Raw genomic sequence first — 25,167 nt, forward strand, 5'->3', positions numbered from 1 at the left:
CGGCGGCGGCCGGGGAGGCCTCCTCGCCGGGTGCCGTCGCGGCGACCGCCACGGGGGCCGGTTTCGGGCCCGCGACCAGGGCCGGGTCGGGATCGACCTTGGCCGGGTCGACGCCGTAGAGGTCGCCGACCTTCCGGGTGATGGTGGTGAACTCCATCGCCTTGAAGAAGGCGATCAGCGTCTGCCCGTCCGGCTTCAGGAGGCCGGTCTCGTCGAGCGGCACCTCGACCTTCACGTCGCGCACCAGCTGCACGAGCTTTTTCGAGATGCGGACCTTCTCGATCACGGCGGGGTCAGTGAGGGTCTCGCGGCGCTTGGGCTGCTTGATCTCGTGGGCGCGGGCGAGCAGCGTGTCGAGATCGCCATACTCGGCGATGAGCTGGGCCGCCGTCTTGCGGCCGATGCCGGGCGCGCCGGGCACGTTGTCGGAGGTGTCGCCCTCCAGCGACTGGATGTCGACGATCTTGTCCGGCGGCATGCCTTCCCAATATTCGGTGACGTCGCCGATCTTCTCCGTGGGCACGTTCCAGCGCTCGAAACGGTCGCCGTGGGTGAGCAGGCGCTCCGGCCGGTAGCCGGGCTTGCCGCGGATGCCGCTCTCCGGATCGTAGAAGGCGACGCAGGGCCGCACGAGCTGCATCAGGTCCTTGTCGGCGGAGATGATCAGCACGTCAGCGCCGCGCGAGCAGGCCTCGTCGCAATAGGTGGCGATGAGGTCGTCGGCCTCGTAGGTGTCCTGTTCGATGGCGTGCAGGCCGAAGGCGCGGATGGCGGCGCGCATCAGCGGAAACTGCGGCACGAGATCCTCGGGCGGCGGTGGGCGCTGGGCCTTGTAGAGGGGGTATAGCTCCTTGCGGAAGGAGTTCTCGCTCTTGTCGAGAATCATGGCGAGGTGGGTCGGCTTCACGCCGAGTGCGCCCTCCTCGACGAATTGCAGCACCTTGGTGGAGAACAGGCGCACGGCGCCGGTCGGCAGGCCGTCCGAGCGCACATTGTACTTCCGGTCCTGGTTCATGGACTGGAAATAGGCGCGGAAGACGAAGGAGGACGCGTCGACGAGGAAGACGCGGTCGCCCTTGCCGACGGGGCGGTGATGCTCGGTGTGCATGGAATGGGGGCCTCTGCGATGAGGCGCCATTATGGACGGCCCCGGCCCGCGCGTCATGTCAGCAGTCGCGCCGTCACCAGCCTTGAAGAGGGGTCCGTTCCACCCCTACCAGGCGAGCACCCGTCGCCCGATGACGGCGCCGGCGGCGGTCAGCATGGCGATGGCGATGGAATACCAGGCGGCGACGAAGAGCGGCGAATCGTCGGAGCAGTGCAGGCCGTAGGCGACCGCGGCGATGGCGCCGGCGGCAAAGCCGGAGAGAGCGCCGGCGAGCGCCGCGTTGCGCGGGGCCGCCGCCGTCATGGCGGTCAGGATGGCGGCGAGCGGCAGGGCGCCGAGCAGGGGAATGGCGACGAGGCAGAAGGCCCAGTTCCGCGCGAACAGCCGGCCGGGAAGCGCGGCGGGGAGCTGGGTCGCGATCTCGTGGCCGATGCCGAACATGAGAACGAGCCCGGGAACCAGGAGGACGATCTTCGGCAACCCGGCTTCCGGGCGTGCCGAGGCCCGCACCAGGGCAATGGCGGCGACGGCCAGCGTCACCACCAGCAGCATCTTCAGGTCGAACAGCATGTTGCGGCTCGCCGCGGTCAGGTCCGGCCTGATGCCGAGACCGGCGACCAGCATCGCGAAGGCCGATGCGATGCCGAGGGCGACGGCCATGGCGAGGCGCCCGTGGACCGAAGGGCCGGTCCTCCTGGCGTCGCGAGACAGGGCGGTGATGAGGTCTTCGGTCTTCATGGCACTCATATGCTCCCGCGGAGCATCTTTGCGAGGCTGGCGAGGCCTCTGTGAAGGGAAACCCGGACGGCGCCCTCGCTCATCTGCAGAGCGGAGGCCGTCTCCTGCGTGTTGTGGCCGTCGACGAACATGGCGTGGATCACCGCCTTCTGGCCGGACGGCAGGCTCTCGGCTAGCTTGACGACGTCGCGCGTGGCGATCCCCGGCTCTTCCGCGGGCGCGGCGATCACCTCGGCGAAGGTATCGATGTCGATATGACCAGTCGTCCCGCGGCGGCGCAGGAAGTCGATCAGCTTGTGCTTCAGGATGGCGCGAATCCACGGCACCAGCGGTTCGCTGGCAATCCAGCTGCTGCGGCGGGTATGGATCGCGATGAGCACGTCCTGCACGATATCCTCCGCTTCGGCGGTGGGGCGACCGGCCCTTGCCAGGCCGGACCGGGCCAGCGTGCGCAGGAACGGCGTCAGCTCGCGCAGAAGGCGCCTATAGGCACCTTCGTCGCCGGCAAGCCCCGCCCGCATCCAGGCACTCCAGTCGTCGTTCCGGTCTTTCAACTTCGGACCTATGGGCTTCATACGCGGCAGGGGCGCCGAGTGTTACAGACGCCTTGCGTCATATGCGAGACATGGCGGCGGCGTGACAAGCCTGCCCTATTCGGAGGTGCCGCGCCACCGACGCCGTGGCGAGTGTCAGGGCCGATCTGCCGACCCGGCGACGGGATGCCGCGACGATCAATGTTGACGTTTACGTAAACGTGACATATAAGGCGGGCCAAGACAGCGGCTGGCGCGAGAGGTATCCCATGCGACCCGGTCCAGACCCGGAACTGGCAGTGCCCCCGCCGGGCGTCACGCTGGCCGAGTTGCTGGCGCGCACCGGTACGGCCGCCGGCAAGGACGTCTTCTCCATCCGCGAGATGACGCGCGAGTTCGGCGTCACCGCCCGCGCCCTGCGCTTCTACGAGGAAAAGGGGCTGCTCGCCCCGAAGCGGCAGGGCCAGGACCGGCTCTACTCGCGCCGAGATCGCTCGCGCCTGCGCCTGGTGTTGATGGGCAAGTGCGTCGGGTTCTCTCTCGAGGAGGTCAAGGCGATGCTCGACCTCTACGAACTCGGCGACGGCGGCGTCACACAGATGAAGGTGGCGCGGACCAAGTATCGCGAGCAGATCGGCCGGCTGCATGCGCAGAAGAGCGACATCGACACGGCCATCGACGAACTCGAACGGGCGATCACCGTCATCGACGGGCGGCTCGCCGGCATCGGCGCCTCGGCGTCGAAGGACTGATCCGCCGCCTGCGCGGCGACATTGCGAAACCGGCGCCGAACGGGCGCCCCCTCCCGGAGGAGATGCGACATGCCGACCTACAAGGCACCGATCGACGACACGATGTTCGTTCTCTACGACGTCCTCAAGATGGACGGCTACGGCAACCTGCCGGGCTTCTCGGACGCACCGCGCGACCTCGTCGAGGCCATCGTCAACGAGGGCGCCAGGTTCTGCGAAGAGGTACTTCAGCCCCTCAACGTGGTGGGTGATACGGTCGGCTGCCGCCGCAACGACGACGGCACGGTGACGACGCCGCCGGGCTTCAAGGAAGCCTACCGGCAGTATCAGGAGGGCGGCTGGATGGGCCTCGCCTTCGATCCCGCCTATGGCGGCCAGGGCCTGCCCGCCACGGTGAACACCATCATCGGCGAGTTCATGTCCTCGGCCAACCTCGCCTGGGGCATGTATCCCGGCCTGACCCAGGGCGCCATGGCGGCGCTCAACGTCCATGCCAGCGACGAGATCAAGCAGATCTACCTGCCGAAGATGACCACCGGCGAGTGGACCGGCACGATGAACCTCACCGAGCCGCATTGCGGCACGGATCTCGGCATGCTGCGCACCAAGGCGGTGCCGAACGGCGACGGATCCTATCGCATCACCGGCCAGAAGATCTTCATCTCGGCCGGCGAGCACGACATGGCCGAGAACATCATCCACCTCGTCCTCGCCCGCATCGAGGGCGCGCCGGCGGGCACCAAGGGCATCTCGCTCTTCGTCGTGCCGAAGTTCCTGCCGACCGCCGACAACATGCCCGGCGCGCGCAACGGTGTCTCCTGCGGCAAGATCGAGGAGAAGATGGGCATCCACGGCAATGCCACCTGCGTCATGAACTACGACGATGCCACCGGCTGGGTCGTCGGCCATGAGAACAAGGGCCTCAACGCCATGTTCGTGATGATGAACGAGGCGCGCCTGTCGGTCGGCGTCCAGGGCCTGTCGCAGTCGGAGGTCGCCTACCAGAACGCGGTCATCTATGCGAAGGACCGCCTGCAGGGCCGGTCGCTGTCGGGCGTCAAGGCGCCGGAGAAGGCCGCCGATCCGATCATCGTCCATCCCGACGTCCGCCGCACCCTGATGACGCTGCGCGCCGTCAATGAGGCGGGCCGGGCGCTCGCCCTGTGGACCGCGCTGATGGCCGACGTCTCGCATCGCTCCGAGGACGCCGCCGAGCGGCAGAAGGCGGAGGACCATCTCGGCCTGATGACGCCGATCGTGAAGGGCGTGCTGACCGATCTCGGCTTCGACAATGCCGTGAAGGCCCAGCAGATGTATGGCGGCCACGGCTACATCACCGAATGGGGCATGGGCCAGTTCGTCCGCGATGCCCGCATCGCCATGATCTACGAGGGCGCCAACGGCATCCAGGCGCTCGACCTCGTCGGCCGCAAGCTCGGCGCCAATGGCGGCCGTGCGGTGATGACCTTCTTCAACGAGGTCGGCACCTTCTGCTCGCAGAACAAGGACGACCCGACGGTCGGCGCCTATGTCGGCGCGCTCTCGAAGGGCCTGAAGGACCTGCAGGCGGCGACCATGTGGTTCATGCAGAACGCCATGGCCAAGCCCGACAATGCCGGTGCCGGCTCGACGCCCTACATGCACATGTTCGGCCTCGTCGCCATGGGCTACATGTGGGCGAAGATGGCCAAGGTCGCCTCGGAGAAGCTCGCCGAGGGCGCCAACGGCTCGACCGACCGCATGAACGCCAAGCTGGTGACGGCACGCTTCTTCTTCGAGCAGATGATGCCGGAGACGGGCGCCCATCTCGCCCGCGTCACGGCGGGTGCCGATTCGATGATGGCGCTTGCCGCCGACGCATTCTGAAGGGTCTGACCGCATCGGGGAGCCGGCTCGCCGGCTCCCCCGTAAGGCCGTCTTTAGAGCCGCGCAGGTCGATGGTGTAACTGCACAATCGCCCCGAAGTGGCCGAACAGAACATCCGGGAGAACGACATGAGCGCCCTCAACCTGCCGAAACCCGCCTGGCGGACCGAAGAGCACGATATGCTCGCCGAGAGCACCCGGGCCTTCCTCGCCAAGGAATTCGTGCCGAACCTCGACCGCTGGTCGGAAGCCGGCGTGATGGACCGCGACGCCTGGATCAAGGCGGCGGATGCGGGCCTGCTCGCCGCCTCCATCCCGGAGGCCTATGGCGGAGCGGGCGGCGACTACAGCCACGAGTCCGTCATCGCCCACGAGATCGCCATGGCGGGGGCCGACTCATGGGGCTGGGCCATCCACGGGCCGATCGTCGCCCCCTATATCCTCCATTACGGCACCGAAGAGCAGAAGAAGGCCTGGCTGCCGAAGATGGCGACCGGCGAGCTCATTGCCGCCCTCGCCATGACCGAGCCCGGCGCCGGTTCGGACGTGCAGGGCATCCGCACCAAGGCCGAGCGCTCCGGCAACGGCTGGGTGCTGAACGGCTCGAAGACCTTCATCACCAATGGCCAGCACGCCAACATGGTGGTGGTCGCCGCCAAGACCGATCCGTCGGCGGGCGCCAAGGGCACCTCGCTCTTCGTCGTCGAGACCGAGAATGCGCCCGGCTTCCGCCGCGGCCGCAAGCTGAAGAAGCTCGGCCTCGACTGGGCCGACACCTCCGAACTCTTCTTCGACGACATGAAGCTGCCGGCCGAGGCGCTGCTCGGCCCCGAGCCCAACCAGGGCTTCTACCAGATGATGCGCGCCCTGCCGCAGGAGCGCCTCATCATCGCCGGCGGCGCCATCGGCATGATCGAGCGGGCCCTGATGTTGACTATCGCCTACGTCAAGGAGCGCGGCGCGTTCGGCAAGAAGGTCATCGACTTCCAGAACACCCAGTTCGAGCTGGCGGACATGAAGACCGAGGCGACCATGGCCAAGGCCTTCTACGAGACCTGCGTCGGCCTGCATCTTCACGGCCAGTGCGACACGGTCATGGCCTCCATGGCGAAGTACAAGCTTACCGACCTGCAGAACACCATCGTCGACCGCTGCCTCCAGCTCTTCGGCGGCTATGGCTTCATGGACGAATATCCGATCTCGCGGATGTACCGGGACGCGCGCATCCAGCGCATTTACGGTGGCACCAACGAGATCATGAAGATCCTGATCGCACGTTCGCTCTAGACAGAATGCGCAGGCCGGCTTGCGGCCCGCGCGGCGCCCGCGCCCAACCATCAACCGGGGAGAGGAACCCGCCATGACCGACGTCTTCGTCTACGACCATGTCCGCACGCCGCGCGGCAAGGGCAAGTCCGACGGCTCCCTGCATGAGGTCACCGCGCTGGAGCTGGCCACCACGACGCTGCGCGCCCTCCGGGACCGCAACGGCCTCGACACCAGCCTCGTCGACGACGTCATCCTCGGCTGCGTCGATCCCGTCGGCGAGGCTGGCAGCGACATCGCCCGCGTCGCCGCCCTCAAGGCCGATTACGGCGACATCGTCCCCGGCATCCAGATCAACCGCTTCTGCGCCTCCGGCCTCGACGCGGTGAACTTCGCCGCGGCGCAGGTCATGGCCGGCCAGCACGACCTCGTCATCGGCGGCGGCGTCGAGAGCATGTCGCGCGTCGGCATGGGCGCCTCGGGCGGCGCCTGGCCGGTCGACCCCTCCATCGCGGTGAAGAGCTATTTCATGCCGCAGGGCATCTCGGCCGACCTGATCGCCACCAAATACGGCTTCTCCCGCGACGACGTCGACGCCTATGCGGTGGAGAGCCAGAAGCGCGCCGCCAAGTCCTGGGAAGAGGGCCGCTTCAAGAACTCGGTCATCCCGGTGAGGGACATGAACGGCCTCACCATCCTCGACCGCGACGAGCATATGCGCCCGACCACGACCATGCAGTCGCTGGCGAGCCTCAACGCCTCCTTCGTCATGATGGGCGAGGCCGGCGGCTTCGACGCCGTGGCGATCCAGGCGCATCCCGAGCTCGAGGGCGTCAACCACGTCCACCATGCCGGCAATTCCTCCGGCATCGTCGATGGCGCCGCCGCCGTGCTCCTCGGCTCGGCCGAGGCGGGCCAGGCCTCGGGCCTGAAGCCGCGCGCCCGCATCCGCGCCTTCGCCAATATCGGCTCGGAGCCGGCGCTGATGCTCACCGGCCCGGTCGACGTGACGCACAAGCTCCTGAAGAAGGCGGGCATGACGATCGCCGACATCGACCTGTTCGAGCTCAACGAGGCCTTCGCCTCGGTCGTGCTGCGCTACATGCAGGCCTTCGACATCCCGCATGACAAGATCAATGTCTGCGGCGGCGCCATCGCCATGGGTCACCCGCTGGGGGCCACCGGCGCGATGATCCTCGGCACCGTGCTCGACGAGCTGGAGCGTACCGGCAAATCCACCGCCCTCGTGACGCTGTGCATCGGCGCCGGCATGGGCACCGCCACCATCATCGAGCGCGTGTAAGGGGAGCGACTGTCATGAACCTCAAGAACTTCACGTGGTCCGTCGATTCGGACGGCATCGCCCTCCTCACCTGGGACATGCAGGGCAAGTCGATGAATGTCATCGACGAGTCCGTCGGCCATGACCTCAATGCCGCCGTCGATGCGGCCGTCGCCGATCCCGCCGTCAAGGGCGTCGTCATCACCTCCGGCAAGGACACGTTCTCCGGCGGCGCCGACCTCACCATGCTCGAGCGCCTCGGCCAGACCTTCAAGGACGCCATCAAGGCCAAGGGCCCCGAGGCCGCCATGGCCGACTTCTTCGAGCAGAGCCGCGCCTATTCGCTGGTGCTGCGCAAGATCGAGACCTGCGGCAAGCCCTTCGTCTGCGCCATCAACGGCATGTGCCTCGGCGGTGCCTTCGAGATCGCGCTGGCCTGCCATGCCCGCGTCGCCTCGGACAATCCGAAGCTGCGCGTCGGCCTGCCCGAGGTGAAGGTTGGCCTGTTCCCCGGCGCCGGCGGCACCCAGCGCGTGCCGCGCATGGCCGACATCCAGTCGGCGCTGCAGATGCTGCTGAAGGGCGACCAGCTCAAGGCCGACCGCGCCAAGGCGATGAACCTGATCGACGAGATCGTTCCCGCCGATCGGCTCATCGAAGCTGCCAAAGAGAGGCTCAAGGCCGGCGTCGACCCGGTGAAGCCCTGGGACAAGCCGAAGTTCAAGCTGCCCTCCGGTCCGGTCTATTCGGCCGGCGGCATGATGGTCTGGCCCCCGGCCAATGCCATCTATCGCAAGGAGACCTACGACAATTATCCCGGCGCCCGCGCCATCATGAGCGCGGTCTATGAGGGTCTGCTCGTGCCGATGGACACGGCGCTGCGCATCGAGTCGCGCTACTTCGCCTCGGTGCTCCGCACCCCGCAGGCGCAGGCGATGATCCGCTCGCTCTTCGTCTCCATGGGTGCCCTCGGCAAGGGCCTGCGCCGCCCGGCCGGCGTGCCCCCGACCCAGTTGAAGAAGGTCGGCGTCATCGGCGCCGGCTTCATGGGGGCGGGCATCGCCTATGTCTCGGCCCAGGCCGGCATGGACGTGGTGCTGATCGACCGCGACGTCGAAGCCGCCGAGAAGGGCAAGGCCTATACCCACAAGCTGATGACCGACCAGGTCAACAAGGGCCGCGCCTCCTCGGCCCAGCGCGAGGCGCTGCTCGCCAAGATCACGGCCAGCGCCGACTATGCCGACCTCGCCGATGTCGACCTTGTCATCGAGGCGGTGTTCGAGGATCCGGCGGTGAAGGCCGACGTGATCAAAAAGGCGGAAGCCGCTATCCGGCCCGACGTCGTCTTTGCCTCCAACACCTCGACCCTGCCGATCACCGGCCTCGCCAAGGCCTCGGTACGTCCCGACCAGTTCATCGGCATCCACTTCTTCTCGCCGGTCGACAAGATGATGCTGGTGGAGACGATCATGGCCGAGAAGACCGGCGACAAGGCGCTGGCGGTGGCCCTCGACTACGTCAAGGCGATCAAGAAGACGCCGATCGTCGTCAACGACACCCGCGGCTTCTACGTCAACCGCTGCGTCGGCAACTACATCAAGGAAGCCCATCTGATGGTGATGGAAGGCGTGCCCACCGTCATGATCGACAATCTCGCCAAGCAGGCGGGCATGCCCGTCGGCCCGCTGACCCTCAATGACGAGGTGGCGATCGACCTTGGCCTGAAGATCCTGAAGGCCACCAAGGCGCAGGTCGGTGCCCAGGCGGTCGACCCGCAACAGGAGAAGCTGCTGACCTTCATGGTCGAGCAGGAGGGCCGCATCGGCAAGAAGGCCAAGAAGGGCTTCTACGACTATCCCGATACCGGCAAGAAGACGGCGTGGCAGGGGATCAAGGCCCTTGTCGGCAAGCAGCAGGACCCGGATGCGATCGACCGCCAGGAGATCATCGACCGGCTCCTGGTGACGACGGCGCTGGAGGCCTCACGCTGCGTCGAGGAGGGGGTCGTGACCGATCCGCGCGAGGCGGATGTCGGCTCGATCCTCGGCTTCGGCTTCGCGCCCTGGTCGGGCGGGACGCTCAGCTACATCGACATGATCGGCACCAAGGCCTTCGTGAAGAAGTGCGACGCGCTGGCGGCGAAATACGGCGACCGCTTCACGCCGAACAAGCTGCTGCGCGAGATGGCGCAGACCGGCCAGACCTTCTACGGCCGCATGGCCGGGACGAAGGAAGCGGCCTGAGAGCCGGCGCGGGCGGCCGCCGCATCTGTGCCGGCGGCCCGCGGCCCCATCGCTCAGCGCCAGTCGGTGATCGGCACGCGCGCCACGAGTTCGAAGCCGGGCGCTGCCGACCGTGCCCGGTAGATCAGGGTCTCGCCCTCGGCCACCGTAAAGGCCTCGACGCCGACCGCGTCGAGAATGTTGGGCCGATGGCTCACTAGGACAAGGTTGCCGCCCTGCGGGGCTGCCGAAAGAAGCGTCCGCAGGGCGCGGGCGCGCCGGCTATTCTCGGCGGGCGGGACGACCAGCCCGCCCTCGCCGAGGTCAGGATCGATCGTCACCGCGCCGAGCCCGGTCAGTTCCGCAGCCTCCTTGGCACGGCAGAACGGCGATGTCCGTATGGCCATCACCGGGATGCTGCGGCCGGCCAGTGCCGCCCCGAAGTCGCGGGACTGCTGCCGTCCCAGATCGTTCAGCTGGCGTTGGCGCGTGCAGTCCGCCAGGTTGAGCGGGTCAGTATCGGCCTGGTCGTTGTGAGTCGCGGGGTGACGCCACAGCAGGACGAGGCCGCCTTTGCGCAGGGCGTCGACCACCTCGGCGGTCACGGCGGATTGGGCAGAGGCCGTCGTCACAGCGGCCGTCATGATCATGCTGGCAAGCACGGCAATGCGGATGAGCGCGTGGCGCATGGGGTCAACTCCGGATCCGTCAGGGGCAAATTCGTATGACGGCCGCAACTGTAAAGGTATCCATTTGCGACCATGTGACGCTCGCCCCTGCCGTCGCGGGGGCCGATAGAAGCGCGAATGCGCGGGTTTTGGCGCCGTTGCGCATCGTCACCCGGCTTTCATGGCGTTGCACCATGAGAATACGTGTGCTACCGGACAGCCGACTTCGGGGGAAGGTCACGTCGGTGACGTTCTCCCGGTGACGAATTTCCCAGTCGAGACAAAGGTTTGTTGTTGCCGGGCGGAAGCCTTGTAGACAGCGGGACCCGAAGGCCTCGACACGTGAAGCGCGAGAGACGCGGTGGCTGGCGAAGACAAGACCGTTTCCGGCATGGCGGGGCGTTACGCCCTGGCCCTTTTCGAGCTGGCGAACGAGGCGGGACAGCTGGACCAGGTCCAGTCCGATCTCGCCCGCTTCTCGGCGATGCTCGGTGAATCCGATGATCTGAAGCGCCTGGTGAAGAGCCCGGTGTTCTCCTCGGAGGACCAGACCAGGGCCGTCGGCGCCATCCTCGACAAGGCCGGCATTTCCGGCATCGCCGGCAATCTCATCAAGGTCGTCGCCGCCAACCGCCGCCTCTTCGCGGTGGAGGCGATCATCCGCGGCTACAATGGCATGGTCGCCCGGTCGCGCGGCGAGATCGTCGCCGAGGTGACCGTCGCCGAGGCGCTGTCGCCCACTCATTCCGCCTCGCTGTCCTCCGCCCTGAAGGACGTGCTCGGCAAGGAACCCAAGATCGACGTGAAGGTGGACCCGGCCATTCTCGGCGGACTGATCGTAAAGGTCGGCTCGCGGATGGTCGACACGTCCCTTCGCACCAAGCTCAACGCGATTCGAACCGCCATGAAAGAGGTCGGCTGATGGACATCCGCGCCGCTGAAATCTCTGCGATCCTCAAGGACCAGATCAAGAACTTCGGTCAGGAGGCGGAAGTCTCCGAGGTCGGCCAGGTGCTCTCCGTCGGTGACGGCATCGCCCGCGTCTACGGTCTCGACAACGTCCAGGCGGGCGAAATGGTCGAGTTCGACAACGGCATCCGCGGCATGGCCCTGAACCTGGAGACCGACAATGTCGGCATCGTGTTGTTCGGCGCCGACCGCGACATCAAGGAAGGCGACACCGTCAAGCGCACCGGCACCATCGTCGACGTTCCCGTCGGCAAGGGCCTGCTCGGACGCGTCGTCGACGCCCTCGGCAATCCGATCGACGGCAAGGGCCCGATCGAGAGCACCGAGCGCCGCCGCGTCGACGTCAAGGCCCCCGGCATCATTCCGCGCAAGTCGGTGCACGAGCCGATGGCCACGGGTCTCAAGTCGATCGACGCGCTGATCCCGATCGGCCGCGGCCAGCGCGAGCTGATCATCGGCGACCGCCAGACCGGCAAGACCGCCATCGCCCTCGACACGATCCTCAACCAGAAGGCGCTGAACGTCGCAGGCGCCGACGAGATGCAGAAGCTCTACTGCGTCTATGTCGCCATCGGCCAGAAGCGCTCGACGGTCGCCCAATTCGTCAAGGCCCTCGAGGAAAACGGCGCGCTCGAATATTCGATCGTCGTCGCCGCCACCGCCTCGGACCCGGCGCCCATGCAGTTCCTGGCGCCCTTCTCGGGCTGCGCCATGGGCGAGTACTTCCGTGACAACGGCATGCACGCCGTCATCATCTACGACGATCTGTCTAAGCAGGCCGTCGCCTACCGCCAGATGTCGCTGCTGCTGCGCCGCCCGCCGGGCCGCGAAGCCTATCCGGGCGACGTGTTCTATCTGCACTCCCGCCTGCTCGAGCGCGCCGCGAAGATGGGCGACGACGCCGGCAAGGGCTCGCTGACCGCGCTGCCCGTCATCGAGACGCAGGCCAACGACGTGTCGGCCTATATCCCGACCAACGTCATCTCGATCACCGACGGCCAGATCTTCCTCGAGACCGACCTGTTCTTCCAGGGCATCCGCCCGGCGGTGAACGTCGGCCTCTCCGTGTCGCGCGTCGGCTCCTCGGCGCAGACCAAGGCAATGAAGAAGGTCGCCGGTAAGATCAAGGGCGAGCTCGCCCAGTATCGCGAGATGGCCGCCTTCGCCCAGTTCGGCTCGGACCTCGACGCGACGACGCAGCGCCTGCTCAACCGCGGCTCCCGCCTCACCGAGCTCCTCAAGCAGAATCAGTATTCGCCGCTGAAGATGGAAGAGCAGGTCGCCGTCATCTGGGCCGGTACCAACGGCTATCTCGACAAGCTGCCGCTCAACCGCGTCAAGGCCTTCGAAGAGGGTCTGCTCGGCAAGCTGCGGTCAGAAGGCACGATCCTGGAGACGATCCGCTCGTCCAAGGACCTCGCCGACGACACCGCCGCCAAGCTGAAGGCCGCCGTCGAGAGCTTCGCGGCCTCGTTCAGCTGATCGGCCGCCGGTGAGCTACGTCAGCGACAGCCTGGGCCCGGGTGAGGAGATCATCCACGAGGCGACGATCCACTGGATCGTCTACCTCTGGCCCATGGTCGCGGTCGTTGTCGGGATCGCCGCGGCGGTCTTCGCCTGGCCCTACGGTGTCGTGGCCCTCGGGCTCGCCTCGCTCTGGCTGCTGGTCGCCTGGTTCATGAGCCGGACGACCGAACTGGCGGTGACGTCGCGCAAGGTGGTGGCGAAGTGGGGCTTCATCGCCCGCTCCACCATCGAGCAGCGGCTGGAGAAGGTCGACTCCGTCGCCGTCGACCAGACTTTCCTCGGGCGCGTTCTCAATTTCGGGAACGTGACCGTCCATGGGACTGGCATCAACGCCACGCCCATCAAGATGATTGCGGATCCGCTGGCCTTCCGCCGCAAGGTGGAACAGGCCATCGAAGCCAGAAGGGACGTCGGCTGATGCCGAGCTTGAAGGATCTCAGGAACCGCATCGCCTCCGTGAAGGCGACGCAGAAGATCACCAAGGCCATGCAGATGGTGGCCGCTGCGAAGCTGAAGCGCGCGCAGAACGCCGCCGAAGCGGCGCGCCCCTATGCCGAGAAGATGGATGCGGTGCTCGCCAATCTCACCGGCGCCGTCACCGGCTCGGACGCGCCGATGCTGCTCAGCGGCACCGGCAAGGACAATGTCCACCTCCTCGTCGTCGCCACCGCCGAGCGCGGCCTGTGCGGCGCCTTCAACACCTCGATCGTCCGCCTCGCCCGCGAGCGTGCCCTCGCCCTCCAGGCCGAAGGCAAGACGGTCAAGTTCTTCTGCGTCGGACGCAAGGGCTACGACCTGATCCGCCGCCAGTTCGAGAAGCAGATCGTCGGCTATATCGAGTTCCGGGCGATCAAGCAGCTCTCCTACGCCCAGGCGGAAGAGGTCGGCACCCAGGTGCTGAAGCTCTATGCCGAGGGCGAGTTCGACATCGCCACGCTGTTCTTCTCGAAGTTCAAGTCGGTCATCGCCCAGATCCCGACGGGTCAGCAGATCATTCCGGCGCAGGTCGCAGGCGGCGCCGCCGCCCCTGGCGCCGACAATGCCCCCTACGAGTTCGAGCCCGGCGAGGCCGAGATCCTCGCCGATCTCCTCCCGCGCAACGTGACCATCCAGATCTTCAAGGCGATCCTCGAGAACGCCGCGTCCGAGCAGGGCGCCCGCATGTCCTCCATGGACAGCGCGACGCGCAACGCCGGCGAGATGATCAAGAAGCAGACGCTCAAGTACAACCGTGCGCGTCAGGCGATGATCACCAAGGAACTCATCGAAATCATCTCGGGCGCCGAGGCGCTCTGAGTCACGACATCACCAGAGGATCGTATCATGGCAAAGAAAGCGACCAGCGCGAACGCCACCAATGCCCCGTCGGGCACCGGCCGGATCAGCCAGGTCATCGGCGCCGTCGTCGACGTGCAGTTCGAGGGTCATCTCCCGCAGATCCTGAACGCGCTGGAGACGAGCAACAACGGCCACCGCATGGTGCTCGAGGTCGCTCAGCATCTCGGCGAGAACACCGTGCGCTGCATCGCCATGGACACCTCCGAGGGTCTGGTGCGCGGCCAGTCGGTGACCGATACCGGTCAGCCGATCGCCGTTCCCGTCGGTGACGAGACGCTCGGCCGCATCCTCAACGTCGTCGGCGAGCCGATCGACGAGGCCGGCCCGATGAAGACGACCCTGACCCGCGGCATCCACCAGCCGGCCCCGACCTTCGCCGAGCAGTCGACGGAAGCGGAAATCCTCGTCACCGGCATCAAGGTCGTCGACCTCCTCGCCCCCTATGCCAAGGGCGGCAAGATCGGCCTGTTCGGCGGCGCCGGCGTCGGCAAGACCGTGCTGATCCAGGAGCTGATCAACAACGTCGCCAAGGCCCATGGCGGTTATTCGGTGTTCGCCGGCGTCGGCGAGCGCACCCGCGAGGGTAACGACCTCTATCACGAGTTCATCGAATCGGGCGTCAACAAGAAGGGCGGCGGCGCCGGCTCCAAGTGCGCCCTCGTGTTCGGCCAGATGACCGAGCCCCCGGGCGCCCGCGCCCGCGTCGCCCTCTCCGGCCTGACCATCGCCGAGCATTTCCGCGACCAGGGCCAGGACGTGCTGTTCTTCGTCGACAACATCTTCCGCTTCACCCAGGCGGGTTCGGAAGTGTCGGCGCTTCTCGGCCGCATCCCCTCGGCGGTGGGCTACCAGCCGACGCTGGCCACCGACATGGGCGCCCTCCAGGAGCGCATCACCACCACCCAGAAGGGCTCGATCACCTCGGTGCAGGCGATCTACGTCCCCGCCGACGACTTGACCGACCCGGCGCCGGCCACCTCCTTCGCCCACTTGGACGCGACGACCGTGCTCAACCGCTCGATCGCTGAAAAGGGCATCTATCCGGCCGTCGACCCGCTCGACTCGACCTCGCGCATGCTTGACCCCCGCGTCATCGGCGACGAGCACTATGCGGTCGCCCGCAAGGTCCAGCAGACCCTGCAGCGCTACAAGTCGCTGCAGGACATCATCGCCATTCTCGGCATGGACGAGCTGTCTGAAGAGGACAAGCTGACGGTGGCCCGCGCCCGCAAGGTCGAGCGCTTCCTGTCGCAGCCCTTCTTCGTCGCCGAGGTCTTCACCGGCGCGCCCGGCAAGTTCGTCGACCTGAAGGACACCGTGAAGGGCTTCAGCGACCTCGTCGACGGCAAGTACGACCACCTCCCGGAGGCCGCCTTCTACATGGTCGGCACCATCGAGGAAGCGGTCGACAAGGGCCGCAAGCTCGCCGCCGAAGCCGCCTGATCACGGGCGAACAGCGAACAGGGAGTAGCGATCAGGGGCGATGACGAGAGGCCGGGTGCTTGCCATCCGCCATTCGCCGTCCGCCACACGCTAGAACGAACATGGCGACCTTCCATTTCGAACTGGTCTCGCCCGAGCGGCAGCTCTTTTCCGGAGCCGTCGATCAGGTCATGGTGCCGGGCTCGGAGGGTGACTTCGGCGTTCTCGCCGGTCACGCGCCCTTCGTCGCGACCCTGCGTCCCGGTATCCTGACCATCCATGCCGACGGCCAGCCGAAGCGCCTCTATGTGCGCGGCGGCTTCGCCGAGATCTCGGCGGGCGGGCTCACCGTCCTCGCCGAGCGGGCGACGGCGGTCGAGGATCTCCACGTCGACCAGATCGACCGCGAGATCCGCGAAGCCGAGGAAGACCTGACCGACGCCAAGGACGACGCCCACCGGATCAAGGCCTCCGACCGGCTCGACCAGCTCAAGTCCGTCAAGGCGGCCCTGGCGACCGCCGGTTCGACCCACTGAACCGACCCGTCCCTTGACGAATCCAGGGCCGCCTCCGGGCGGCCTTTTCGTTGGCGTCGCATCTTCACCTCTCCCCGGCGGGGAGAGGTCGGCCTCAGGCCGGGTGAGGGGGCATGCCCTCTCCAACATCCACTCTCCCCCTCACCCGCCTCGCTGCGCGCGTCGACCTCTCCCTGCCGGGGAGAGGTGAAGGCGTGTCCGCGCCGCCGGGGAGAGGTGCCTGCCCCGCCAGTGAGAGGTGCCTGCCCCGCCGGTGAGAGGTGAAGGCGTGCCCGCGCCGCGAATCCCCTGGCCGCAAACCCCGGTGACGACGGGCGGTGCTTGGTCTGGCGAGGCCAGGGCGCAGTCATCCAAGATGTCGGATCTGGTAGCATCGGGCGTTGCGCTCGTCAATGACAAAAAACCGAAATAGGAAAAAAGAGAAAATCTGCCGTGCCGCCGTCACAGCGGATGGGCGAAGGGGGCGAAGGCCTCGACGACCTTGCGATAGACGCCGCGCTTGAACGGGATGATCAGCTCCGGCGTTGCGGCGAGTGCCTCCCAGCGCCAGGCCTCGAACTCCGCCTTGTGGCCGCCGCCGGGGTTGCGGACGTCGATCTCGCCGTCCTCGCCCTCGAAGCGGAAGGCGAACCATTTCTGCGTCTGACCGCGATAGCGGCCCTTCCAGGCCTGGCCGGCGACATCCTGCGGCAGGTCATAGGCGAACCATTCGGCCGCCTCGGCGAGCAGCGTCACCGAACGGACATTGGTCTCCTCGAAGAGTTCGCGGCGGGCGGCGACGAGCGGGTCCTCGCCGGGATCGACGCCGCCCTGCGGCATCTGCCAGGCATGCCCGGCATCGACATGTTCGGGGGCGGGCCCCTTGCGCCGGCCGACGAAGACCAGGCCGTCACGGTTGAACAGGGCGACGCCGACGCAGGGCCGGTAGGGCAGATCTTCGAAGCGGGTCATGGGGCGGATCCGGGGCAGGTTACCATTCTAACCGGCCGGCTGGCGGCGCGCGACCCCGTTGGAAACCGGGACCAGCACGAAACCGCGGCCCTCGAGTTCACGGGCCCAGCGGGCGACACGGTCGATCGTCACCGGCAGGGCGGAGCCGACGCCGAGGGCGAAGCCCCTTTCGCGGGCCCTGGCCTCCAGGCGACCGAGTTGGGTATCGACCTCTGTCGGCGTCGGGACGCGGTCGAGATGGATGTCGCCGCGCAGCACCGGCTGCTGCAGAACGGTGGCGATCTGCGGAATGAGGCTGCGGGCGCTGGTGCCGTCGTCGATCATCATCAGGCCGCGGCGGTTGGCCTCCCGCAGGATCGGGGTGACGGCGCTCTCGGTGGCGGTGAACTTGGCGCCCATATAGTTGACCAGCCCGACATAACCCTGGAACCGCGCCATCGCCCAGTGCAGCCGCTCGGTGTTGCGCTCGCTGGAGAGCGTCGTCAGCAGGGTCTGCGGGCCGGGGTCATTATCGGGATAGTCCATCGGCTCCATGGGAATCTGCAGGAAGGCCTCGTGGCCGTCGGCGCGGGCCCTGGCGACGATCCGGTCGAGGTCGCTGGCATAGGGAGCGAAGGCGAAGGAGACCGCGCCGGGCAGCTTGGACAGTGCCTCGGAGGTGCTCTGCTGGCTGATGCCGAGCCCGCCGATGAGGATGGCGATCCGCGGCGCCGTGGCATCGGCGCCGGCCGGCAGGCGGAAGGTGCGGGCATAGACGTCGCGCGGCCTGCTGCCGTCCGGAGCGACGCGCGGCAGGATGCCGAGAGCTGTTCGTTCGTTCAGGCGCGGGTCGAGCCCGGCGGCGGATTCCTGCGGGGAGGCCGCGATGCGGACGCTGCGGGCGGTGCCCGACATTCCGTCGATGATGTTGACGGTCGGCCCTTCCGGTTCGGCGGGCCGGGCGGCGGGGGCGGCGGCGACCGCCTGCTGCGGGGTCGCCACGGCGGTGCGCGGCGCCGGCGCGGCGATGGCGGTGACGGCGCGCGGCTCGCCGCCGAGGGGGTTGTGGATGAAGGCGATGGCCCCGGCCATGCCGAGGACGAGCGCTCCGACGACGCCGGCGGCGATCGGCACGAGCGGCAGCATCGGCAGCCGCCGCTTCGTCTCCTGCTGGCTGTCCACCCCGAGGGGGGCATTGAGGTCGTCGGTCATGGCGCCTGCGCTGGCGCGGTTCGGATTACCGCCCCTCTAGATCAGGCGGGAACCGTTAATCCGCGGTTAACCAAACCGGTCGAACGGTGGATGAATGCACGGATCCGCTCGATTTTACCTGTTCGGGCTGCCGTGCTAGGCAAGACTGCTCCGGAGGTTCCCATGTCCGCGGCTCCCAGCGCGATCGGTGAAGAGGCCAGCACCGAGCAGGTGATGCTGGAGATCGGCCGCCGCGCCAAGGCGGCGGCGCGCCGGCTCGCCCTCGCCACCCCGGCCCAGAAGAACGCCGCCCTGACCGCCATGGCCCAGGCGATCCGGTCCCGCACCGCCCTCATCTGCGAAGCCAATGCCGAGGATGTCGCCGCCGCCCGCCAGGAGGGCGTGAGCCCCTCCTTCATCGACCGGCTGGCGCTCGATCCCGGCCGCATCGGGGCGATCGCCGCCGGCATCGAGCTGGTGCGCGATCTCGCCGATCCCGTCGGGGCGGTGATGGAGGCCTGGGACCGGCCGAACGGCCTCAGGATCGAACGGGTCCGCGTCCCGCTCGGCGTGATCGGCGTCATCTATGAGAGCCGCCCGAACGTCACCGCCGACGCGGCGGCGCTCTGCCTGAAATCGGGCAATGCCGCCATCCTGCGCGGCGGCTCCGACAGCTTCCGCTCCTCGCAGGCCCTGCATCAGGCGATCGCCCTCGGACTCGACCAGGCGGGTCTGCCGGCGGCGGCGATCTCGCTGGTTCCGACCCGCGACAGGGCGGCGGTCGGCCACATGCTGCAGGGTCTCGGCGGCACCATCGACGTCATCATCCCGCGTGGCGGCAAGAGCCTGGTGGCGCGGGTCGCAGCCGAAGCGCGGGTGCCGGTCTTCGCCCATCTCGACGGGAATTGTCACGTCTATGTCCACGGCGCCGCCCCACTCGCCATGGCGATGGACATCGCGCTTAACGCCAAGATGCGCCGCACCAGCGTCTGCGGCGCGGCGGAGACGATGCTGGTGGACGAGGCCTGTGCCGGCACGCATCTGAGGCCGCTCGTCGCGGCGCTGCTCGATGCCGGCTGCGAGGTGCGCGGCGACAGCCTGACCCGCATCGTCGACCCGCGCGTCACACCGGCGAGCGAGGAGGACTGGAGCACGGAGTTCAGCGCCCCGATCATCGCCGTGAAGGTGGTGAGCGGCCTCGGCGAGGCCATCGCCCATGTCGAACGCTACGGCTCGCACCATACCGACGCCATCGTCACCACCGACCAGGCGGCGGCCGACCGGTTCCTTGCCGAGGTCGACAGCGCCATCGTGCTGCACAATGCCTCGACCCAGTTCGCCGACGGCGGCGAGTTCGGCTTCGGCGCCGAGATCGGCATCGCCACCGGCAGGATGCATGCCCGCGGTCCCGTCGGCGTCGAGCAACTGACCACGTTCAAATACCGGGTGCGCGGTTCGGGGCAGACCCGCCCGTGAGGCCCTATGGCAGCCGCATCGCCCAGCGCCGGCCGCGCGCCGGCCTCCGCCTCGTCATGCCTCCCCATGCGGAGGGAATGCGGATCGGCCTGTTCGGCGGTTCGTTCAACCCGCCCCACGACGCGCACCGGCTGGTGGCGCTGACAGCGCTCAGGCGTCTCGGCCTCGACGCGGTCTGGTGGCTGGTCAGCCCCGGCAATCCCCTGAAGGCGGGGCGCGGGCTGGCGCCGCTCGACGCGCGGATCGCCGCGGCGCGAAAGCTCGCCAGCCATCCGCGCATCCACGTCACCGGCGTCGAGGCGGCGCTCGGCACGCGGTTCACCTTCGATACGATCGCTGAGCTGAAGGCGCGCTGCCGCGGCGTGCGCTTCGTCTGGATCATGGGCGCCGACAATCTCGCGCAGTTCCACCTCTGGCAGAACTGGCGCGGCATTGCCGGGCTCCTGCCCATCGCGGTGGTGGACCGGCCGGGTGCCAGCCTGAAGGCCGCAGCCGGTGTCGCGGCGCAGACGCTTTCCCGTTACCGGTTGAGCGAGGCCGACGGCCGGCTGCTGGCCGATGCCCGTCCGCCGGCCTGGGTCTTCCTGCACGGCATCAAATCGCCGCTGTCCTCGACCGCGCTGCGGGAGAAAATGCAACTTCAGTCAAATTGATTCGATTGGCTTAGCCGCGGTTCAAGACGGCCCGCCTAATGTCCCCGGCAGTGGTGACAGGGTGGGTGAAGTTGCATGAACGGCCTGATCTCGAAGAAAGCGGAACAGTTGTTGTCCAGCGTCGACGTGCTGATCGTCGACGACAACCAGTTCATGCGCAAGGTCGTGCGCAACATCCTGACCAATATCGGGATCAAGACCGTGCACGAGGCTGCCGACGGCCTCGCCGGTCTTGAGCATATCCGCGTCCATGCGCCCGACATCGTCATTCTCGACTGGGAAATGCCGATGCTGAACGGGGCCGAGATGCTGCGCATCGTCCGCAATCCCCGCAGCTTTCCCGTGCCGGACGTGCCGATCATCATGCTCACCTCGCATCTTGAGCGCTGGCGGGTGATGGAGGCGACGCGCCTCGGGGTGCACGAATTCGTCGCCAAGCCGATCTCCGGCAAGGCGCTGCTGGAGCGGATCATCTCGATCATCGTCAAGCCGCGGCCGATGGTGCATCTCAACGGCTATTACGGACCCGAGCCGCGCAAGCTGCTGGTCGAGCCGCGCCTCAGGGCGCGGGGCATCATGCCGCCCGCCAACGTCGCCTGACAGTCGCAGCTGGCCCGCGAGCGGGCCTCTTGCCAGGCGGGCGCGATCCGGCTTCCCTGTCGCCTTCGAACCGTTCGAAGGAGCCCCCGCCATGACTGCCGCCACCACCGCACCGGCTGCGCCGCCGGCCCATCCCGCCGGCCTGTCGATGATCGAGAAGCGGCGCATCGAGGCGGAAATCCTCAAGCACGTTTACGACCAGTTGAAGGAGAGCCACGGCATCGACGTGGCGCGGTCGACCATCGGCGAGGCGGTGCGCCGCTCGGCGCTCGAACAGGCGGCCCGCTTTGCCGCCCAGTCACCGGAAGGGCCCTCGCTGCAGGGCTTCATCGCCATGCAGCCGCTGTGGACGGCGGAAGGCGCCCTCACCGTCGAGGAGATCGGGCGGACCGAGACCACCTACGATTTCAACGTCGTGCGCTGCCGCTATTCCGAAATGTACAAGGCGATGGGCCTCGGCGAGATCGGTGCGCTGCTCTCCTGCCAGCGCGACGGGACCTTCTGCGAGGGCTATGATCCCAAGCTGAAGCTCGAACGCACCCAGACGATCATGCAGGGTGCCTCGCATTGCGACTTCCGCTTCACCTACGAGGCCGACAAGCCGGCGGCGTGAGCGGCCGGTTCCCGCCGCGGAACGACGCGGGGGGGTGCCAGACTGCTGCTGCCGCATCCGGGGTGGCGCCGAATCTGCCGCATCGCCATAAGGAGGCCATGGCGGAAACGATTCAGGGGCTGGTTCGGCCGATGGACGACGGGGCGGCAGCGCCGCTGCGCGGCCGCATCACGCGCCTGTCGCTGTCGCGCTTCCGCAGCTATCGCGCCGCGACGCTGGAGCCCGAAGCCGGGCTCGTGGCGCTGATCGGGCAGAACGGCGCCGGCAAGACCAATATCCTCGAAGCCCTGTCCTTCCTGACGCCGGGACGGGGCCTGCGCCGCGCCACGCTGGCGGAGGCGTCCTTCGACCAGGGGGACGGCGGCTGGGCGGTCAGCGCCGCCCTCGTCGGTCCCTATGACGAGGCCGTGCTCGGCACCGGCATCGACGGCGGCGATCCCGACGTGCGCTCGCGCCAGTGCCGCATCGACCGCGTGCCGGTGGGCTCGGCCACCGCCTTCGCCGATCATGTGCGCGTCGTCTGGCTGACCCCGGCCATGGACGGGCTCTTTCTCGGTTCGGCCGGTGAGCGGCGGCGCTTCCTTGACCGGCTGGTGCTGGCGGTGGATGCTGAACACGGTAGCCGGGTCAATGCGCTGGAGCGGTCGCTGCGTTCACGCAACCGGCTTTTGGAGGACCACGCGCCGGATCCTGCCTGGCTCGACGCCGTCGAGCACGAGACGGCCGAACTCGCGGTCGCCGTCGCCGCGGCGCGGGCCGAGGCGGTGCACCGGCTCGCCGGGCTGATCGCCGCGACCAAGGATCCGGATTCGCCCTTTCCCTGGGCGCTGCTGGCCCTCGACGGCACGCTGGAAGCCGGCGTGCTGGAGCGGCCGGCCCTCGCCGTTGAGGACGATTACCGCGCCGTGCTGCGCGATAACCGGCACCGCGACCGCGCCGCCGGCCGCACGACGGTCGGGCCGCATCTCACCGACCTTCTCGCGGTCCACGGCCCCTCCGGCGCGCCGGCCGAGCGCTGCTCGACCGGCCAGCAGAAGGCGCTGCTGATCGGCCTCGTCCTCGCCCATGCCCGGCTGGTGGCGGAAATGGCGGGGTTCACGCCGATCGTGCTGCTGGACGAGGTCGCGGCCCATCTCGATCCCGAACGCCGCGGCGCCCTCTATGACGCGCTGGATGCCCTCGGGGCGCAGGTCTGGATGACCGGTGCCGACCCGCACGCCTTCGCGGCGCTGGGTGACCGGGCCGACCTGTTCACCGTCGCCTCCGGCGTGGTCAGCCGCGGCTGAGGCCTCCGTTCTGAGGGCTGAAACGACAAGACCCGCCACGAGGGCGGGCCTTGCCTTGCGTTCAGGGCCGTCCGCTCAGTGGCTGGCGGCGGCTTCGTCACGGCGCTTGCGCAGGACATAGCCCAGCCCGAGCACGACGATGGCGCCGACCACCGCCGACCCGTAATGGGCCAGCGCGACCGGTTTCAGACCGGCCGGATAGACCTGGCTGACCTCCACCTGGGTGACGAGGCCGGTGCCCCAGGCCATGAGCTGGCGCAGCACGACCGGATCGCTGAGCAGCATCTCGCCGGCGATCCAGCCGAGCAGGGCGGCGCCGGCCCAGACGAAGATCGGGTAGCGCTCGATGATGCCGAGGATCAGCGTCGAGCCGAAGATGATCAGCGGGATGGTGAGGGCGAGGCCGAAGATGAAGAGCCAGACATTGCCGTGCGAAGCGGCGGCGATGGCGATGACGTTGTCGAGGCTCATGACGGCGTCGGCGATGGCGACGGTGCGGACGGCCTTCCAGAGGTTGTCGCTCTCCTGGATGCCGCCGTGGTCGCCGCCCTCCTCGCCGACGATCAGTTTGGTGGCGATCCAGAACAGCAGCAGGCCGCCGACCAGCTTGAGGAAGGGAACGGCCAGCAGATAGGTGATGATCAGCGCGAAGAGGATGCGCAGGCCGACGGCCGCGCCGGCGCCGAGCAGGATGCCCCACTTGCGCTGCTTCTCGGGCAGGCCGCGACAGGCAAGCGCGATGACAACCGCGTTGTCACCGGAGAGCAGGAGGTCGATCCAGATGATCTGGAGAAGGCCGATCCAGAATTGGTTGTCCATCAACAATCCATCCGATTGGTGCGGGACTGTGCCCGCGCTAAGCGACTGTTCGTGGCGGTCTTAACGCCTTTGTGGCGGAATGCCAGCCCCAAATCGCGATGTCGCGGATGCGCGGCGCCGCCCGCGCATCCGGTGCCGGCCGCCTCAGGCGAGGGCGTCGGCGATCGCCTTGCCGCAGGCGACGGTATCGGCCGTGCCGCCGAGGTCGCGGGTGCGATATTCGGACGTCGCCAGCACCTCCTCGATGGCGCGGACGATGGCCGCAGCCGCCTCCGGCTCGCCGAGATGGTCGAGCATCATGGCCGCCGACCAGATCTGGCCGATGGGATTGGCGATGCCCTTGCCCGCGATGTCCGGGGCGGAGCCGTGGACCGGCTCGAACAGCGAGGGAAATTTGCGGTCCGGGTTGATGTTCCCCGACGGCGCGATGCCGATCGTCCCGGTGCAGGCCGGGCCGAGGTCGGAGAGGATGTCGCCGAAGAGGTTGGAGGCGACGACGACGTCGAAGCGGTCGGGATTGAGGACGAAATGGGCGGTGAGGATGTCGATGTGGTACTGGTCCACGGCGACGTCCGGATAGGCCTTCTTCATCTCCGCGACGCGCTCGTCCCAGTAGGGCATCGAGATCGAGATGCCGTTGGACTTGGTGGCGCTGGTGAGCTTCCGGCGCGGGCGCTTCATCGCCAGTTCGAAGGCATATTTCAGGATGCGGTCGACGCCGATGCGCGTCATCACCGTCTCCTGCAGCACGAACTCGCGCTCGGTGCCGGGGAACATGCGGCCGCCGACGGAGGAATACTCGCCCTCGGTGTTCTCGCGAACGACGAAGAAGTCGATGTCGCCGGGCTTGCGGCCGGCCAGCGGCGAGGGCACGCCCGGCATCAGCTTGACCGGGCGCAGGTTGACGTACTGGTCGAACTCGCGGCGCATCAAGAGCAGCGAGCCCCAGAGCGAGACGTGGTCGGCGATCTTGTCCGGCATGCCGACGGCGCCGAAGAAAATGGCGTCCGAGCCACCGATCTTCGCCTTCCAGTCTTCCGGCATCATGCGGCCGTGCTTCTCGTAATAGTTCCAGGACGAGAAGTCGTGGTGCTCGAGCTCGACCGAGAAGCGATATTTGGCGGCGGCGCGTTCCAGCACGCGCAGGCCCTCGGGCATCACTTCCGTGCCGATACCGTCGCCGGGGATGACGGCGAGCTTGTAGGTGTTGGAACGGGCCATGGGGGTCTCCTGATCCTTGGGGCGTTATCAAACGCGCCGCATTGCTCACGTCATGCCCGGCCTTGTCCCGGCCATCCACGACTTTTTCTCCAGCGGCGTCGTGTTCACGTCGTGGATGGCCGGGACAAGCCCGGCCATGACGCGAAGAGCGA

At 67.8% G+C, this 25,167-nt stretch carries 24 protein-coding genes; 16 read left to right on the forward strand and 8 right to left on the reverse strand.

Translation table 11 applies throughout. The annotated features are described in order from the left end of the window. The 3 genes from Q8O26_RS11830 to Q8O26_RS11840 all read right to left on the reverse strand — a co-directional run. The coding region (locus Q8O26_RS11830) for a 5'-3' exonuclease H3TH domain-containing protein (RefSeq protein ID WP_305575808.1) at positions 1 to 1,108 on the reverse strand (1,108 nt) is incomplete at its 3' end. A 105-nt stretch (positions 1,109 to 1,213) separates the two neighbouring features. Continuing rightward, positions 1,214 to 1,846, reverse strand: coding sequence for a DUF1109 domain-containing protein (locus tag Q8O26_RS11835; RefSeq protein ID WP_305575810.1), 633 nt, complete (start codon positions 1,844 to 1,846; stop codon positions 1,214 to 1,216). A 5-nt stretch (positions 1,847 to 1,851) separates the two neighbouring features. Further along, positions 1,852 to 2,421, reverse strand: a complete 570-nt coding sequence (locus tag Q8O26_RS11840; RefSeq protein ID WP_305575812.1) for a sigma-70 family RNA polymerase sigma factor — start codon at positions 2,419 to 2,421, stop codon at positions 1,852 to 1,854. A gap of 227 nt (positions 2,422 to 2,648) precedes the next feature. On the opposite strand from Q8O26_RS11840, the gene Q8O26_RS11845 reads away from it, so the two are divergent. The 5 genes from Q8O26_RS11845 to Q8O26_RS11865 all read left to right on the forward strand — a co-directional run bounded on the left by Q8O26_RS11845 (position 2,649) and on the right by Q8O26_RS11865 (position 9,787). Next, on the forward strand, positions 2,649 to 3,131 hold the full coding sequence (locus tag Q8O26_RS11845) for a MerR family DNA-binding transcriptional regulator (protein WP_305575814.1): 483 nt from the start codon (positions 2,649 to 2,651) through the stop codon (positions 3,129 to 3,131). Between the two features lie 69 nt (positions 3,132 to 3,200). After that, positions 3,201 to 4,997 carry an acyl-CoA dehydrogenase C-terminal domain-containing protein gene (locus tag Q8O26_RS11850; RefSeq protein WP_305575816.1) on the forward strand — a complete coding sequence of 599 codons (1,797 nt, stop codon included), beginning with the start codon at positions 3,201 to 3,203 and terminating at the stop codon, positions 4,995 to 4,997. 128 nt (positions 4,998 to 5,125) lie between these two features. After that, positions 5,126 to 6,283, forward strand: coding sequence for an acyl-CoA dehydrogenase family protein (locus tag Q8O26_RS11855; RefSeq protein WP_305575818.1), 1,158 nt, complete (start codon positions 5,126 to 5,128; stop codon positions 6,281 to 6,283). 73 nt (positions 6,284 to 6,356) lie between these two features. Then, on the forward strand, positions 6,357 to 7,565 hold the full coding sequence (locus Q8O26_RS11860) for an acetyl-CoA C-acetyltransferase (RefSeq protein WP_305575820.1): 1,209 nt from the start codon (positions 6,357 to 6,359) through the stop codon (positions 7,563 to 7,565). A gap of 14 nt (positions 7,566 to 7,579) precedes the next feature. Continuing rightward, complete coding sequence (locus Q8O26_RS11865) at positions 7,580 to 9,787, forward strand: FAD-dependent oxidoreductase (protein ID WP_305575822.1); 2,208 nt, start codon at positions 7,580 to 7,582, stop codon at positions 9,785 to 9,787. A gap of 53 nt (positions 9,788 to 9,840) precedes the next feature. Here Q8O26_RS11865 and Q8O26_RS11870 read toward each other — a convergent pair whose 3' ends face one another. Further along, positions 9,841 to 10,455: a histidine phosphatase family protein gene (locus tag Q8O26_RS11870; RefSeq protein ID WP_305575824.1), complete on the reverse strand. Its 615-nt coding sequence runs from the start codon at positions 10,453 to 10,455 to the stop codon at positions 9,841 to 9,843. A 340-nt stretch (positions 10,456 to 10,795) separates the two neighbouring features. On the opposite strand from Q8O26_RS11870, the gene Q8O26_RS11875 reads away from it, so the two are divergent. The 6 genes from Q8O26_RS11875 (at position 10,796) to Q8O26_RS11900 (ending at position 16,226) form a co-directional block, all read left to right on the forward strand. Beyond that, entirely contained in the window at positions 10,796 to 11,356 is a 561-nt protein-coding gene (locus Q8O26_RS11875; protein WP_305575826.1) for a F0F1 ATP synthase subunit delta, read from the forward strand. Further along, positions 11,356 to 12,885, forward strand: a complete 1,530-nt coding sequence (atpA, locus tag Q8O26_RS11880) for a F0F1 ATP synthase subunit alpha (protein WP_305575827.1) — start codon at positions 11,356 to 11,358, stop codon at positions 12,883 to 12,885. The genes Q8O26_RS11875 and atpA overlap by 1 nt, the downstream gene beginning before the upstream one ends. Positions 12,886 to 12,895: 10 nt before the next feature. Then, positions 12,896 to 13,348, forward strand: coding sequence for a PH domain-containing protein (locus Q8O26_RS11885; protein ID WP_305575829.1), 453 nt, complete (start codon positions 12,896 to 12,898; stop codon positions 13,346 to 13,348). After that, positions 13,348 to 14,226, forward strand: coding sequence for a F0F1 ATP synthase subunit gamma (locus tag Q8O26_RS11890; RefSeq protein ID WP_305575831.1), 879 nt, complete (start codon positions 13,348 to 13,350; stop codon positions 14,224 to 14,226). Before Q8O26_RS11885 ends, Q8O26_RS11890 begins: the two co-directional genes overlap by 1 nt. 27 nt (positions 14,227 to 14,253) lie before the next feature. Beyond that, positions 14,254 to 15,711, forward strand: coding sequence for a F0F1 ATP synthase subunit beta (gene atpD / locus Q8O26_RS11895; RefSeq protein ID WP_305575833.1), 1,458 nt, complete (start codon positions 14,254 to 14,256; stop codon positions 15,709 to 15,711). 101 nt (positions 15,712 to 15,812) lie between these two features. After that, the gene (locus tag Q8O26_RS11900; protein WP_305575834.1) at positions 15,813 to 16,226 is read left to right on the forward strand and encodes a F0F1 ATP synthase subunit epsilon; all 414 of its coding nucleotides are present in this window, start codon (positions 15,813 to 15,815) and stop codon (positions 16,224 to 16,226) included. A 441-nt stretch (positions 16,227 to 16,667) separates the two neighbouring features. On the opposite strand, the gene Q8O26_RS11905 is transcribed toward Q8O26_RS11900, so the two are convergent. Continuing rightward, entirely contained in the window at positions 16,668 to 17,177 is a 510-nt protein-coding gene (locus Q8O26_RS11905; protein ID WP_305575836.1) for an RNA pyrophosphohydrolase, read from the reverse strand. 27 nt (positions 17,178 to 17,204) lie between these two features. After that, positions 17,205 to 18,368, reverse strand: a complete 1,164-nt coding sequence (locus Q8O26_RS11910; RefSeq protein ID WP_305575838.1) for a divergent polysaccharide deacetylase family protein — start codon at positions 18,366 to 18,368, stop codon at positions 17,205 to 17,207. A gap of 162 nt (positions 18,369 to 18,530) precedes the next feature. Between Q8O26_RS11910 and Q8O26_RS11915 the strand changes: the two genes are divergently transcribed. The 5 genes from Q8O26_RS11915 to recF all read left to right on the forward strand — a co-directional run bounded on the left by Q8O26_RS11915 (position 18,531) and on the right by recF (position 22,975). After that, positions 18,531 to 19,823 (forward strand): glutamate-5-semialdehyde dehydrogenase, encoded by a 1,293-nt coding sequence (locus Q8O26_RS11915; RefSeq protein WP_305575840.1) that lies wholly within the window; start codon positions 18,531 to 18,533, stop codon positions 19,821 to 19,823. Positions 19,824 to 19,879: 56 nt separating this feature from the next. Then, on the forward strand, positions 19,880 to 20,476 hold the full coding sequence (locus Q8O26_RS11920; RefSeq protein ID WP_305575848.1) for a nicotinate-nucleotide adenylyltransferase: 597 nt from the start codon (positions 19,880 to 19,882) through the stop codon (positions 20,474 to 20,476). Positions 20,477 to 20,551: 75 nt separating this feature from the next. Next, positions 20,552 to 21,076, forward strand: coding sequence for a PleD family two-component system response regulator (locus Q8O26_RS11925; protein ID WP_296572662.1), 525 nt, complete (start codon positions 20,552 to 20,554; stop codon positions 21,074 to 21,076). A gap of 91 nt (positions 21,077 to 21,167) precedes the next feature. Next, the gene (locus Q8O26_RS11930; RefSeq protein ID WP_305575842.1) at positions 21,168 to 21,689 is read left to right on the forward strand and encodes an L-2-amino-thiazoline-4-carboxylic acid hydrolase; all 522 of its coding nucleotides are present in this window, start codon (positions 21,168 to 21,170) and stop codon (positions 21,687 to 21,689) included. A gap of 131 nt (positions 21,690 to 21,820) precedes the next feature. Further along, positions 21,821 to 22,975: a DNA replication/repair protein RecF gene (recF, locus tag Q8O26_RS11935; RefSeq protein ID WP_305575849.1), complete on the forward strand. Its 1,155-nt coding sequence runs from the start codon at positions 21,821 to 21,823 to the stop codon at positions 22,973 to 22,975. Between the two features lie 75 nt (positions 22,976 to 23,050). Here the strand turns inward: recF and Q8O26_RS11940 are convergent, their stop codons facing one another. Continuing rightward, positions 23,051 to 23,794 (reverse strand): TerC family protein, encoded by a 744-nt coding sequence (locus Q8O26_RS11940; RefSeq protein ID WP_305575844.1) that lies wholly within the window; start codon positions 23,792 to 23,794, stop codon positions 23,051 to 23,053. Between the two features lie 144 nt (positions 23,795 to 23,938). Beyond that, positions 23,939 to 25,015 (reverse strand): tartrate dehydrogenase, encoded by a 1,077-nt coding sequence (locus Q8O26_RS11945; protein WP_305575846.1) that lies wholly within the window; start codon positions 25,013 to 25,015, stop codon positions 23,939 to 23,941. Positions 25,016 to 25,167: the final 152 nt, after the last annotated feature.

Source organism: Phreatobacter sp., assembly GCF_030691135.1.
GTDB lineage: Bacteria > Pseudomonadota > Alphaproteobacteria > Rhizobiales > Phreatobacteraceae > Phreatobacter.